Below are 14242 nucleotides of genomic sequence, written 5' to 3'. Positions count from 1 at the left end.
CACCATACCTTATCCATAATAAAGAGTCAGTGGTATACGATTTCCCACTGACCGAAGTAATTATTCACTTTTCCATTTATATCCGACTTTATAGACCGTTTCTAGGTAATCTTCAATCGGAAATCCTTTTTTGCGTAGTTTATCACGGATATTACGAATGTGTGAATCAATTGTTCTATATTCGATATCTGTTTCATAGCCCCAAATTTTTTCGATTAAATCATCTCGGCTATAAGCTCGGTTTGTATTTTGCAAAAATAGTCCGAGTAACGAAAATTCGATAGGAGTTAGCGAGATTTTTTCATCATAAACTGTGACAGTATGTTTCGTTTTATCCCACTCAATACCATTGAAACTAACAAAACCATCTTTTTTTGTACGGCGTAATATAGCCTCGATTCGTGCGACTAATACATGCTCATCAAATGGTTTTGTAATATAATCATCTGCGCCCATCGTGAGGCCTTTCACCATATCGTAGTTTTGGTTGCGAGCTGTTAACATAATGATAGGAACGTTGGAAATTTGACGGATTTGATAGCAAGTATCCCATCCATCCATACTTGGCATCATAACATCTAATAAAATAATATCGAATTCTTTTTGTTCGATTAAATTTAGTGCTTCAAGGCCAGAGGTAGCTTTCATGCAAAAATAGCCGCGAGGGCTTAAGAACAGATCTAATAATCGTAACATACGTTCTTCATCGTCTACTAATAAAATTTTTACCATAATCTTGTGCACCCCAAACTGTTCATTCTACTTATATAGTTTACATGAAAATAATAAAAAACTCTTTTTATGTGATTGAGTGGAAGAGTTATTTTTCGCTCAGAGTAATTGACATAAAAAATGCACTAGTTTTGCACAACTATTTTTTATAATAGAAAACGTAGCGACACAAAATACCCTATGTTGCGACATAACGTCATGTCATTTTATTTATAAAATGACAATTCCATTCTATTGTGTATGTGAGATAGAGAGGGTTTTCGTATTCACCTCGCATCGGATAAGAAAAATTTCCTATCTCACACTTTTTTTAAAAAGGAGATCATACACATGAATCCAAAAGAAGAAATTTCAAAAAAAGAAAAGCAAGATCGTAATACGGTTGTCATGTGCGTTGCCGTATCTATGGTTATTATTATAAGTTGCGTAAATAAAATTTTGGGGATTTTATAATATAAAAAAAGCTGATTGCTTCTTAAGAAGCAATCAGCTTTTTTCATTGTTAGGGGAGTATTTCTATTATGCCTTTCGAGAGGACTCCGTAAGTGAAGGTGGTGAGGTGAATCGAAAAAAATATTTTATTTTCAAAAAAATAGAGGGAACATACGTTCTTTTTTGCTATAATATCCTTAACAAGGGGGTGAATAAAATGACAAAGGAAAATCCATCAAACCATAAAACTCTTCAAATTTGGATTAAAAAAGGGCATCGTATGTATTCTTATTTTCAAGAATGTTGTCATAATGCTAAGAACATGTACAACACCACAAACTTTTATATACGTCAGGTGTACACTGGATTAACACAAGAAAAAGAGTTGCAGCCTTTGCAAAAAGAAGTTCTGGATAATATTCATAAAAATATTGGTAAGATGAATGACACACAACTTCTTGCCTATCAGAAGAAATTGGAAAAAGAGAATTTAAAGCCTAAAGAAGAACAGAAAGAGATTAAATGTAATTTGTTTTCAGAACCTAATTTTGAAAAACCTTATGTAGATTACAACTTTCTAGATGCACTATTTAAGGCTATGATTCAAAATGATTATCGAGCTTTGCCTACGCAATGTAGCCAGTCAATCATGAAATGTTTGTTCCAAAATTGGAAATCTTTTTTTGCTAGTTTAAAAGACTATAAAAAGAATCCAAACAAATATGCTGGAATGCCTAGGATTCCAAAGTATATTCGTTCTTCTGAAAAAGAGATTCTGTATACAAACCAAGATTGCATCATTAAAAACGGTAGATTTTTAAAGTTTCCAAAGACGAAATTGCAATTAAATATTGGGAAACTAGGTTTCACTGAAGGTAAACTGAAACAAGTTCGTGTGATTCCAAAATACAATGAATATGTAGTGGAATTGGTAATTGATGTTCCTTCTGAACAACAAATGATTGAAGAGAATGCTCGTTATATGAGTATTGATTTAGGGATTGATAACCTTGCAACCATCGTAACAAACACAGGTATGAAACCTGTCCTTGTTAAGGGCAAACATGTCAAAAGCATAAATCAATATTACAATAAAATGAGGAGTCATTTTACAAGTATTCTTAGAAATGGAAAACAAACTAATAAAGGACCTTTTACTTCTAAAAGGATAGAAAAACTTCATCAAAAACGTTACTTGAAAATAAAAGATGTCTTCCATAAAGTTAGTCAACACATCGTAAAACTAGCTTAAGAAGAAGAAGTTTGTAAAATCGTTATTGGTCAAAACAAAAGTTGGAAACAAGAAACGAATATGGGAAAAAGAAATAACCAATCGTTTTGTTATATCCCGCATAATTTACTGATTCAAATGATTACATACAAAGCAAATGCTGTAGGCATTCAAGTTGTTGTAACTGAAGAATCATATACATCGAAAGCAAGTTTTCTGGATAACGACTTCATTCCAACGTATGGAGAAAATGACCAAAATACAACTTTTTCAGGAAAACGAATAGAGCGCGGCATATATCGTTCAGCAAATAAAACTTTAATTAATGCAGATGTAAATGCTGCGGCTAACATTTTACGAAAAGTAATCCCAAATGCATGGACAAATGGGATAGAGGGGTTAGGCGTGAAACAGCTCGCTAATGTGTTAACTCCCCTGACGTTAATCATCCGTTAGGTCGAAACGTTAGAAACCCCCACTTCAAGCTTTGCTAAGTGGGGGAGTGTTCATATGATAAACCAAGGTAAAATTGCTAATCCAGAAGTTACAATTGCTGTAGTAAATATTAAAAGCATAGCTCGTTTGTTTTGTTTCATGTCACATTCTCCTCTACATATCAAGTACATGCGATCAGCGTGGGATGTAGTTCCCCACTGAGTAAAGTTTCACTTTATATTTTTAGTATAATGAATGGAAAGGTTTGGTACGATCGATAAAGGTGACATGAAGATTACATTGTTGTAATGAAAAAACATCTTTCTTATTAAGAAAGATGCTTTTGGAAAACTCCCCCACTGAGTAAAGTTTCACCTTATATTGAAGTATTAATCATTTAAGAACAGAACCATATGTTCCTCGTCCCAATATTGACCGTTATGTTTTAATGAACGCTCTTGTACGCCGTAAGTTTGGAAACCTAATGACTCATATAATTTTTTTGCTGCATCGTTACCAACTACAACATCGAGCATAAGTTGTTCTACATGTAATTTATCGGCATTTTCAATAATTGCTTTAATTAGAGCTCGTCCTGCTCCGAGACCACGTGCTTTTGGAGAAACAAAAACGGAGCCAATTTTTGCTTTATGTTCTTGTTTAATAAATGGTTTTGTTTCTAAAGTAGCGATACCAATTAAATCATTATCTTTGAAGACACCTAGAGTATACTTATCCGGATTGCTTAATCGTTTAGCCATAGCAGCCACAGGATTTTCATGTTTAAGAACATCTTCATAAGAAGAGCTAAAAGCTTCCGGATTCTTCGTTAAACCTTCCATACAAACTTTTAAATATATTTCTGCGTCCTCTGTTGTTAATAAGCGAATTTCCATAGTTGTAACCTCCCTGGTGGATTTCAAATAAATCCATTACTTTTATAAGATTGAGTATATGTTTTGTTAGTATTCTCTTTTAATTTGTAAAAGAATGAAAAGATATATGCTACAATGTTTTGTTTTAATTATGTAATGAAATTATATATTAACTTTATTAACTATTCAAGTGTTTAATATGTTACATTTTTATAACTAAAATAACTCCTCGATTGAGGAGTTATTTTTTAAACATTGGATTGATAGCCATCAATTCGTTTTGGATGTGTGTAAATATTACAAGATTCATTTCTAATAAACCCTACGACTGTAATGCCTAAATCATGGGCAAGTTGCAATGCCAGTTTTGTTGGAGCGGATTTAGATAGAACAATTTCACATCCGATTTTTGAAACTTTGAGTAAAATTTCGGATGAAATACGTCCGCTAAATGCGATGATTTTTCCTTTAATCGATATATCGTTACGCAAACAATGACCATATATTTTATCTAATGCATTATGTCTTCCAATATCCATTCTTGATAGGAGGATATTGTTTCGATCACATAGCGCGGTATTGTGAACACCACCAGTTTGGCGAAAGGTAGTGGAAGATTGTTGTAAAGTATTCATTAAGTAAAAGCATTCTTCAGGAGTAATTTTTACATGTATATCATGTAAGTCTTTTGCTTTTGCTGCGTCGTTTACGAAAATAAAACCTTGTCTACCTTTTCCGCAGCAAGAAGTGATGTATCGTTTATTATATAAAGTTTGATAGAGCGGATTCACTTTTGATGATTTTACATGGACAATTCCGTTATCTTTTTGAACCCATAGTTCTTCAACATCTTTATAGGAAGAAATAATCCCCTCAGAAATTAAAAAACCAATTACCATATCTTCAATATAATTTGGTGTGCATACGACTGTTACATATTCTTCACCATTCAACTTAATAGTAATAGGAGATTCTGTAACAATCTCATCAAGCTGTTTTGAAAATGTACCAGATTGATAGCGTACAATTGTATAAGTCTCTTGCGTAGGCCCCATATTAAATTCCCCTTTTATATGTATTTCTCTCCCACATTTATCATAAAACAATGGAAAAAATAAAAACACCTATTAACAAGAAGATCACAGATTATTTTGGTTATTATTGTATATGTACGATATAATAGAACTGTAGAATAGTGATAATTTCAAGCTTTCGTAGTTATACCTTATAACATCTAGAATCGACTTCATAAGAAAGTATTTGGGTAGAGCGTTTCAAAAATATGTACAGTAATGCGATTTTGAAAACGGATTCATAATTGTGTTGTACAGTTGGTTGTAAGGAGAGGGGAAACTATGGCAGAACAGACAGTCCGTGTAACCGTCGATGGTAAAGAATTTTCTGCATCAGGTGAAAAGACGATACTACAATTATTTAACGAGAGTAATTTGGAACATCCTCAAATTTGTCATGTACCAGAAGTAGATCCAATTCAAACTTGTGATACGTGTATTGTAGAAGTAAATGGGAAGTTAATGCGTGCTTGTTCAACGAAATTAGAGAATGGTATGCATATTGAAAGACAGTCCCAGCGTGCAAAAGAGGCACAGACTGAGGCAATGGATCGGATATTAGAGAATCATTTATTGTATTGTACTGTTTGTGATAACAATAATGGTAACTGTAAAGTCCACAATACAGTACATATGATGGGGATTGAGGAACAGAAATATCCGTATGAGCCGAAAGTAAGTGCGTGTGAAGTGGATATGTCACATCCATTTTATCGATATGATCCAAATCAATGTATTGCTTGTGGGCAGTGTGTAGAAGTATGTCAAAACTTACAAGTGAATGAAACTATATCGATTGATTGGAGCTTAGACCGTCCACGTGTTATATGGGACAATGGTGTAAGTATAAATGACTCATCTTGTGTAAGTTGTGGGCAGTGTGTAACAGTATGTCCATGTAATGCGTTAATGGAAAAAACAATGCTGGGTGAAGCTGGATTCATGACAGGATTGAAACCGGATGTGTTAGACCCGATGATTGATTTTGTAAAGGATGTAGAACCTGGATATAGTAGTATTTTAGCAGTTTCAGAAGTAGAGGCTGCGATGCGTAAGACGAAAGTGAATAAAACAAAAACAGTTTGTACATTTTGTGGTGTAGGTTGTTCATTTGAAGTATGGACGAAAGACCGCCACATTTTGAAAGTACAGCCTGTTTCAGATGCGCCGGTTAACGGTATTTCCACATGTGTAAAAGGCAAATTTGGATGGGATTTTGTAAATAGTGAAGATCGCATTACGAAGCCATTAATTCGCCAAGGAGATATGTTTGTTGAAGCTTCATGGGAAGAGGCTCTTGAAGTTGTTGCATCCAATATGCAGCATATTAAATCAGAATATGGAAGTGATGCATTTGGATTTATTTCTTCTTCGAAAGTAACGAATGAAGAAAATTATCTTATGCAAAAACTAGCCCGTCAAATATATGGAACGAATAATGTAGACAACTGTTCCCGTTATTGTCAATCTCCAGCAACAGACGGTTTATTTAAAACTGTCGGTATGGGCGGGGACGCTGGAACAGTGAAAGATATTGCGGAAGCAGGCCTTGTCATTATCGTTGGAGCAAATCCAACAGAAGGACATCCTGTACTTGCAACGCGTGTAAAACGTGCACATAAATTACATGACCAAAAATTAATTGTGGCGGACCTTCGTAAACATGAAATGGCAGAGCGTGCGGATTTATTCATTCATCCTCGCCAAGGAACTGATTACGTATGGCTCGCTGGTATTACGAAATATATTATTGATCAAGATTGGCACGATAAAAAGTTCATAGCTGAAAATGTGAAGAATTTTGATGAATATAGCAAAATGGTAGAAAAGTATACGCTTGATTATACAGAAGAAATCACGGGGATTTCGAAAGAAAATCTGAAAGAAATGGCTCGTATGGTATATGAAGCAGATGGTACTTGTGTGCTTTGGGGAATGGGTGTAACGCAAAATACGGGAGGAAGTACAACTTCAGCAGCAATTTCAAATCTATTGCTTGTTACGGGTAACTATCGTCGTCCTGGTGCAGGAGCATACCCATTACGCGGACATAATAACGTACAAGGCGCTTGTGATATGGCAACATTACCAAACTGGCTTCCGGGTTACCAAGCGGTTTCAGATGATGCGCTCCGTGCGAAATTTGAAAAAGCATACGGTACTACAATTCCGAAAGCACCAGGCTTAAATAATATTGCAATGTTACTTGCGGCAGATGAAGGAAAACTGCGTGGTATGTATGTTATGGGTGAAGAAATGGCTTTAGTAGATTCGAATGCCAACCATGTACAACATATTTTAGCGAATTTAGATTTCCTTGTTGTTCAAGATATGTTCTTATCGAAAACAGCTCGTTTTGCTGATGTTATTTTACCGGCAGCACCAAGCTTAGAAAAAGAGGGAACATTTACGAATACAGAGCGCCGTATTCAAAGATTATATGAAGTATTGAAGCCGCTTGGTGATTCAAAACCAGACTGGTGGATTTTACAAAAAGTAGCTCGTGCACTTGGCGGGGACTGGAATTATGAAAGTCCAAGTGAAATCATGGATGAAATCGCATCGCTTGCACCTTTATATTCTCAGGCAACATACGATCGTTTAGAAGGATGGAATAGTTTATGTTGGGGTAGCCATGATGGTAGCGATACACCGCTATTATATGTGCATGGATTTAACTTCCCAGATAAACTAGCTCGTCTATCATTAGATGAATGGGTACCACCAGTTGTAGCGCCAGATGAGTATGATTTACTTTTAAATAATGGACGTATGTTAGAACATTTCCACGAAGGAAATATGACGAATAAATCGGCTGGTATTTTATCTAAAGTATCTGAAGTGTTCGTTGAAATCTCGCCTGAACTTGCCCTAGAGCGCAATGTGAAAGATGGTGGCCTTGTAGAATTAGCATCACCATTTGGGAAAATTAAAGTACAGGCACTTGTTACAGATCGTGTAACGGGGAAAGAGCTATATTTACCGATGCATGCAACGGTAAATGAAGAGGCAATCAATATTTTAACTGGAACGGCGACAGATCTTTATACGTGTACACCAGCGTACAAACAAACGATGGTAAAGATGCGTGTACTACGTGAAAAAGGGAATCGTCCGTTACCATCTTCAAACCCGAGAGATAAAAAGCGTAATCCGCAAAACGGTGTTGAAATCGAGCAAAAATGGCAAAGAAAACAATACGTATCACTTGTGGACTAGGGGGCGGAGATAGTGGCGAAAGAAATTACTATAATTAAAAAGAAAGTTGTAACAGAGGAAGAACAGAAACAGCAATTAGCAGATGAACTTCTAAATGAGCTATCTAATAATCGTGAAGCAGTAGAAGAAACGATGCAGCTTTTAGCACAGTTGCAGAAGGCTGGTATATTAGATGCAGCGATTAGTTTACTTGCTGCGAAGGAAGATGTTTCAAAAATCGCTGTGGAGCAATTAAATCGTGAACCAGTTAAAAATGCACTCAACAATATGATGGGGGCAGGAGAAGCGTTATCTTCAGTTGACCCAGAAATAACGAAGCAAATTACGTCCAGTTTAGTTACAGGATTGCAATTTGCAACAGATGAATTAAATAGTGGTAAAAAAACAAAAGTGATGGATTTCTTTAAAGTATTAAAAGATCCAGATATCAATAGAGCTATTACATTCGGTTTTAGTTTCTTGAAAGCATTTGGACAAGGGCTAGAGAAAAAATAGAATAAATGAAAAAGTGATGGGAAGTAGCCATCACTTTTTTCATTATATGTATAAGAGTGTTCATGTTAAGCGGAATATATTATTATTAAAAAGATGGATTAGAACTGGAAATATGGAATCCATCTCAAATATCGTTTTAGAATGTGGAGGAATATATGCAACACCGTAAAAAACTATCTATACCAGGAGTAATAGGACATTCCTTTCAAACAGTTAAATTTGCTTTTTGGAATGTATTAACTTTTCAACTTGCTTATAAATTATTAGCAGCGATTGTGTTTGTTCCACTATTTGGAATCATTTTTAATAAGTTATTGTATTTTGGTGGTTATGCAAATGCGACAAATGATGAATTATTAGCGTTTTTAAAGACGCCTTATGGGATCTTAGCAATCGTAATTTTATCATTGTTAGCACTGTTTCTTATCTTTACAGAATTTGCGGTGCTTATTATTATTTCGTATTTCGCTCATAAAAGACAGAAGGTGAAATTACGTCCGATTTTATATAAAACGGTAACGTATTTACCTACTCTTTTCACATATTGCTTACCAGGATTTATTTTATATGCTGTCGTATTGTTGCCTCTTTTAAATATGGGATATGAAACGGCATTAATCCCACAAATTCAAATTCCTAACTTTATTACAGGAGAACTGTTTAAGACAACGATGGGACAAGTTGGTTATTACACGTTCTTTGCTGTAGTCGCGTATTTGAATCTTCGATGGATTTTCGTTCTACCTATTGTTGTTTTAGAGCAAAAACCATTTCGCGTGGCAGCACGTAAAAGTGCAACTTTAGTAAAGGAAAGCTTTTTTAAAGTACTATTCTTTTTAGTAGGGTTTTTTATTTCAATTGGAATTGTATATGTCGTGTTTCTAGGAATATATTTATTGTGTCTATGGGGTGTTTATGAATTTACAAACCCGAAAGGAACATTTGCATTATTAGCTGAATCAACGATTTCTGTATTTTTAACGAGCACATTGTATTTATTCAGCTTTATCGTGACGCCATTTTATATTATGGCGATTACGCGATTATACTTACAAAAGGTACCGGTTGAGGATGTTTTATTAGAAGAAGGATTAGATTATTCGAAAACGAAAGCAGATAAATGTTTTTTCCAAAAACATCGTTGGAAATTTATTGGTGTATATATTGTAGGAATTATTACTGCGGGAATGGTCGTTGCCTTCATTGTAACGTTTATTTCAAATTCGTATAAAGAACCGATTATTATGGCGCACCGCGGGTATATATCAAAAGGTGTAGAAAATACGAAAGAAGCTGTGCAAGGTGCTATTGATGCAAAAGCAGACTACGCTGAAATAGATGTATTACAAACGAAAGACGGTGAACTAGCGGTTATACATGATTTGAAGCTGAAACGTCTCGCAAATGCCAATGTGCATGTGTCAGATTTAACGATGGCTGAGTTAAGGCAGCTTACCCTTAGTCAAGATGGACTTTCAGGACAAATAAGTACACTTGATGAAATCATTAAGCTAGCAAATGGCAAAATCAAACTTAATATAGAAGTGAAGCTTCATGGGGGCGAAAAAGATTTTGTAAACAAAGTCTTAAAAACGATTAAAGATAATGAATTTGAGAAACAATGTGTAATTCAAACGTTACACTATCCGCTTATTAAAGAGTTTAAGCGTGCAAATCCAGATATAAAAGCAGGATATATACTGTATGCAAGTAGAGCTAACTTAAAGAATGTGAAGGCTGACTTTTACGTAGCAGAAGAATATATGTTAAATAAGAAGCTAGTAAAAGAAGCAAGGAAGTTAAACAAGCCAATTTACGTATGGACGGTAAATGATATGGAAAGTTTAAAGGGATATTATAAATTAAACGTAGATGGTATCATTACCGACTATCCTGAAGATGCACGTGAAACAATTAAGATGTTAAAAGAGCAAGAAGCGGAAGAAAGTGATCTGTTTGATAAAATTACTGAAACGACAGACGATTTATTTTCTAAGTTATTTATAAGTTACCCAGCTGCTAGCTAAATGCTAGCAGCTGTTTTTTTGTGAAAAGAATATATTTCTAAAGTATTGAGTAAAGTAATAACTGTATATGTATACGTTATCGCTTAGGTTTCTTACATTGTTACATTATTGTCAAATAATAAATGATTGCTGTTTATTTTGAAGCAGTATAATAAAAATAGAGTGAAAGATAATGGAATGACACGAAACCCCTAATAGAATCAATGTTTTTTATATTTACACTATTCTAAATATAAAAACTTTAGGAAAATGGTATGTTAGCGTTTTCATAACTTTTAAGTTATGCTAGAATAAGGACATAAGTTATTAATTATTACAAAAAGAAAAAAGAATCTCTTTTTTCTGTTAATTATAAGGGGGCATTTCATTATGCGTATTGGGGTACCAGCAGAAATTAAAAACAACGAAAACCGTGTGGCAATGACACCAGCAGGTGTTGTACATTTAATTCGTAACAATCACGAAGTATTCATTCAAAAGGGTGCAGGTTTAGGATCTGGTTTCACAGACGCTCAGTATGTGGAAGCGGGAGCAAAAATTGTTGATACAGCTGAAGAAGCTTGGAACATGGAAATGGTTATGAAAGTTAAAGAACCAATTGAAAGCGAATACAAACACTTCAGTGAAGGCTTAATCTTATTCACATACTTACACTTAGCTCCAGAGCCAGAATTAACAAAAGCTTTAATCGAGAAAAAAGTTGTTTCTATTGCATATGAAACAGTACAATTAGAAAATCGTTCATTACCATTACTTGCACCTATGAGTGAAGTAGCTGGTCGTATGGCTGCACAAATTGGTGCACAATTCCTTGAGAAGAACAAAGGCGGTAAAGGTATCTTACTTGCAGGTGTTCCAGGGGTTAAACGTGGTAAAGTAACAATCATCGGTGGTGGACAAGCTGGTACAAATGCTGCTAAAATTGCAGTTGGACTAGGTGCGGATGTAACAATCATCGACTTAAGCGCAGAACGTCTTCGTCAATTAGATGACATTTTCGGAAACCAAGTAAAAACTTTAATGTCTAATCCTTACAATATTGCAGAAGCTGTTAAAGAGTCTGATCTTGTAATCGGTGCAGTATTAATCCCAGGTGCAAAAGCTCCAAAACTTGTAACAGAAGAAATGATTAAATCAATGGAACCAGGTTCTGTTGTTGTAGATATCGCGATTGACCAAGGTGGTATTTTCGAAACAACTGATCGTATTACAACTCATGATAACCCAACTTATGAAAAACACGGCGTTGTTCATTATGCAGTTGCAAACATGCCAGGTGCGGTTCCACGTACATCAACTCTTGCATTAACAAACGTAACAGTACCATATGCAGTACAAATTGCTAACAAAGGCTACAAAGAAGCTTGCCTAGGCAACACTGCATTATTAAAAGGTATTAACACATTAGATGGCTATGTAACATTTGAAGCAGTTGCAGAAGCTCACGGTGTAGAGTACAAAGGTGCTAAAGAATTATTAGAAGCAGAAACAGTATCTTGCTAATAGAAGCATTATACAAAACAAAATCGAACAATATATAAAACAACATGATAAGAGCTAAGAGTGAAGATCTCTTAGCTCTTCTTGGCAAAAGGGGGCATACATCGTGGCCAACCTATTTAAAAAGAAATCCGTTACGCAATTGTTAGGGGAAAGTAAAAGTAAAACTTTGACGAAAACGCTAGGGGCATTTGACCTAACAATGCTAGGGATTGGTGCGATAATTGGTACAGGAGTTCTAGTATTAACTGGATTAGTAGCAGCAAGAGATGCTGGTCCAGCAGTTATTTTTTCATTTATGATTGCAGCCATCGTTTGTGGATTTGCAGCATTATGTTACGCAGAGGTTGCTTCTACACTTCCTGTTTCAGGTAGTGTGTACACATACTCATATGCAACAATTGGTGAGTTTGTAGCTCATTTAATGGGATGGACATTACTATCCGTATATGTTGTAACGACTGCCGCAGTAGCTGGCGGATGGACTGGTTACTTCCATAACTTAGTGAGTGGATTAGGGCTTGAAATTCCAAAAGCACTGCTAACGATTCCGTCTCAAGGTGGTATGGTGAATTTACCAGCAGTTATCGTTACATTAGTTATAACTTGGTTATTATCAAGAGGTACGAAAGAAAGTAAACGTGTGAATAACATAATGGTATTAATTAAAATTGGTATCGTTGTTTTATTCATTGCAGTTGGTGTATTCTACGTGAAACCAGAAAACTGGATACCATTTGCACCGTACGGTTTAAGTGGAGTTTTCGCGGGGGGAGCAGCAGTATTCTTTGCTTTCTTAGGATTTGATGCATTAGCAACTTCTGCTGAAGAGGTAAAAAATCCGCAACGTGATCTACCGATTGGTATTATCGCTTCGTTAGTCATTTGTACAATCATTTATGTTGTAGTTTGTCTCGTTATGACGGGTATGGTTTCTTATAAAGAGCTAGATGTACCGGAAGCGATGGCGTATGTGTTAGAAGTTGTAGGACAAGATAAAGTAGCTGGTATAATCGCAATTGGAGCTGTAATTGGTATTATGGCAGTAATCTTTGCTTACATTTATGCAACGACACGTGTATTCTTCGCTATGAGCCGTGACGGTTTATTGCCAGAATCTTTCGCGAAAATTAATAAAAAGACAGAAGCACCAACATTTACAGTTTGGTTAACAGGAATTGGTAGTGCTTTAATTGCTGGATTTATCGATTTAAAAGAATTGTCAAATTTAGCGAATATTGGAGCGTTGTTAACATTTGCGATGGTTGGTGTGTCAGTTATTATTCTTCGTAAAACACATCCGAAATTACAACGTGGATTTATGGTACCACTTGTACCGATCTTGCCGATTATTTCAATTGCATGTTGTCTATTCTTAATGGTAAACCTACCATTAAAAACATGGATGTACTTCGGTGTTTGGTTAGCAATCGGAGTAGTTGTATACTTTGTTTATTCGAAAAAACATAGTCATTTAAAAGACGATGGAAGTTCGCAGGATAATTTAGAACAAGCTAATTAAAAGGGATATAAGTATAGTAAGCCTTGTGCGTCTAGGGAGCGCGCAAGGCTTTTTCTTTTGTTGAAATAAAGGGAATGTATATTACTTTGTTGAATTTTTATGTCGGAATATGAAAAAAGGGTGTGCGAATTGTACATCCTTTTTTGTATGAGAATATAGAGAGTGCGGAAAATATGTATACGACTTATTAAAATGTGAACGGAATGTTCATAAAAAAAATTCAGATTTCATTGACACATATGAGTGGGCGCTCATATAATAAGAGTATAAGATATATGAATGATTGTTCATATGTTCAATTAAAGAGGTGAGCTATAATGGCTGGAAATAAAGTAGAAACACCACAAGAGACATGTTCTCAAACGATAATTCATGAAGAAGTTGTAGAGCAAGTAAAACAAACAATTCCAACTGATGAAAGTTTAAGTAAAGTAGCAGAACTATTTAAAGTATTAGGTGACCGTACACGTACGAGAATATTACATGCGCTATTTGAAGCTGAAATGTGCGTTTGTGATTTAGCTTATTTATTAGGAATGACACAATCATCTATTTCGCATCAGCTTCGTGTGTTAAAGCAAGCGAAACTTGTGAAAAATCGTAAAGAAGGAAAGGTTGTTTATTATTCGTTAGCTGACCAGCACGTAATTCATATCTTCGAGCAAGCGTTTGAACACGTAAACGAAGAAGAATAAAAAGAA

10 protein-coding genes and 1 pseudogene are annotated in these 14242 nt (G+C 35.2%); 8 read left to right on the top strand and 3 right to left on the bottom strand.

Annotation, left to right across the window (positions count from 1 at the left end; all coding sequences use genetic code 11):
* Nucleotides 1-60: 60 nt before the first annotated feature.
* Nucleotides 61-732 (bottom strand): response regulator transcription factor, encoded by a 672-nt coding sequence (locus F3I02_RS29415; RefSeq protein ID WP_000238960.1) that lies wholly within the window; start codon nucleotides 730-732, stop codon nucleotides 61-63.
* A 330-nt stretch (nucleotides 733-1062) separates the two neighbouring features.
* Here F3I02_RS29415 and F3I02_RS34535 point away from each other — a divergent pair, with 330 nt between their 5' ends.
* Together F3I02_RS34535 and F3I02_RS29410 are read left to right on the top strand one after the other, a co-directional pair.
* Complete coding sequence (locus F3I02_RS34535; RefSeq protein ID WP_001068392.1) at nucleotides 1063-1185, top strand: hypothetical protein; 123 nt, start codon at nucleotides 1063-1065, stop codon at nucleotides 1183-1185.
* A 196-nt stretch (nucleotides 1186-1381) separates the two neighbouring features.
* Nucleotides 1382-2851 (top strand): annotated as a pseudogene (locus tag F3I02_RS29410) (RNA-guided endonuclease InsQ/TnpB family protein).
* Between the two features lie 368 nt (nucleotides 2852-3219).
* Here F3I02_RS29410 and F3I02_RS29405 read toward each other — a convergent pair.
* Entirely contained in the window at nucleotides 3220-3726 is a 507-nt protein-coding gene (locus F3I02_RS29405) for a GNAT family N-acetyltransferase (protein WP_000405883.1), read from the bottom strand.
* Nucleotides 3727-3953: 227 nt separating this feature from the next.
* The gene (gene fdhD / locus F3I02_RS29400) at nucleotides 3954-4760 is read right to left on the bottom strand and encodes a formate dehydrogenase accessory sulfurtransferase FdhD (protein WP_000529231.1); all 807 of its coding nucleotides are present in this window, start codon (nucleotides 4758-4760) and stop codon (nucleotides 3954-3956) included.
* A gap of 300 nt (nucleotides 4761-5060) precedes the next feature.
* Between fdhD and fdhF the strand changes: the two genes are divergently transcribed.
* The 6 genes from fdhF (at nucleotide 5061) to F3I02_RS29370 (ending at nucleotide 14236) form a co-directional block, all read left to right on the top strand.
* Nucleotides 5061-7997 carry a formate dehydrogenase subunit alpha gene (fdhF, locus tag F3I02_RS29395; RefSeq protein ID WP_000840683.1) on the top strand — a complete coding sequence of 979 codons (2937 nt, stop codon included), beginning with the start codon at nucleotides 5061-5063 and terminating at the stop codon, nucleotides 7995-7997.
* Between the two features lie 12 nt (nucleotides 7998-8009).
* Complete coding sequence (locus F3I02_RS29390; RefSeq protein WP_001040507.1) at nucleotides 8010-8492, top strand: helical membrane plugin domain-containing protein; 483 nt, start codon at nucleotides 8010-8012, stop codon at nucleotides 8490-8492.
* Between the two features lie 155 nt (nucleotides 8493-8647).
* Entirely contained in the window at nucleotides 8648-10519 is a 1872-nt protein-coding gene (locus tag F3I02_RS29385; protein WP_196478679.1) for a glycerophosphoryl diester phosphodiesterase membrane domain-containing protein, read from the top strand.
* 369 nt (nucleotides 10520-10888) lie between these two features.
* Nucleotides 10889-12022 carry an alanine dehydrogenase gene (gene ald / locus F3I02_RS29380; RefSeq protein ID WP_001219744.1) on the top strand — a complete coding sequence of 378 codons (1134 nt, stop codon included), beginning with the start codon at nucleotides 10889-10891 and terminating at the stop codon, nucleotides 12020-12022.
* A 103-nt stretch (nucleotides 12023-12125) separates the two neighbouring features.
* Entirely contained in the window at nucleotides 12126-13541 is a 1416-nt protein-coding gene (locus F3I02_RS29375) for an amino acid permease (RefSeq protein WP_001284891.1), read from the top strand.
* Nucleotides 13542-13858: 317 nt separating this feature from the next.
* Complete coding sequence (locus F3I02_RS29370) at nucleotides 13859-14236, top strand: ArsR/SmtB family transcription factor (RefSeq protein ID WP_000918378.1); 378 nt, start codon at nucleotides 13859-13861, stop codon at nucleotides 14234-14236.
* The last annotated feature ends 6 nt before the right edge of the window (nucleotides 14237-14242 follow it).

It is taken from the genome of Bacillus sp. SRB3LM, from assembly GCF_015712745.1.
Classification (GTDB): Bacteria; Bacillota; Bacilli; order Bacillales; family Bacillaceae_G; genus Bacillus_A; species Bacillus_A thuringiensis_K.
This window is presented reverse-complemented; position numbering and strand designations above follow the sequence as displayed.

Excerpts from the sequence above, each read along its gene's own strand:
- F3I02_RS29415 (WP_000238960.1), bottom strand. The coding sequence starts at position 732 with ATGGTAAAAATTTTATTAGTAGACGATGAAGAACGTATGTTACGATTA.
- F3I02_RS34535 (WP_001068392.1), top strand. The coding sequence starts at position 1,063 with ATGAATCCAAAAGAAGAAATTTCAAAAAAAGAAAAGCAAGATCGTAAT.
- F3I02_RS29405 (WP_000405883.1), bottom strand. The coding sequence starts at position 3,726 with ATGGAAATTCGCTTATTAACAACAGAGGACGCAGAAATATATTTAAAA.
- fdhD (WP_000529231.1), bottom strand. The coding sequence starts at position 4,760 with ATGGGGCCTACGCAAGAGACTTATACAATTGTACGCTATCAATCTGGT.
- fdhF (WP_000840683.1), top strand. The coding sequence starts at position 5,061 with ATGGCAGAACAGACAGTCCGTGTAACCGTCGATGGTAAAGAATTTTCT.
- F3I02_RS29385 (WP_196478679.1), top strand. The coding sequence starts at position 8,648 with ATGCAACACCGTAAAAAACTATCTATACCAGGAGTAATAGGACATTCC.
- ald (WP_001219744.1), top strand. The coding sequence starts at position 10,889 with ATGCGTATTGGGGTACCAGCAGAAATTAAAAACAACGAAAACCGTGTG.
- F3I02_RS29370 (WP_000918378.1), top strand. The coding sequence starts at position 13,859 with ATGGCTGGAAATAAAGTAGAAACACCACAAGAGACATGTTCTCAAACG.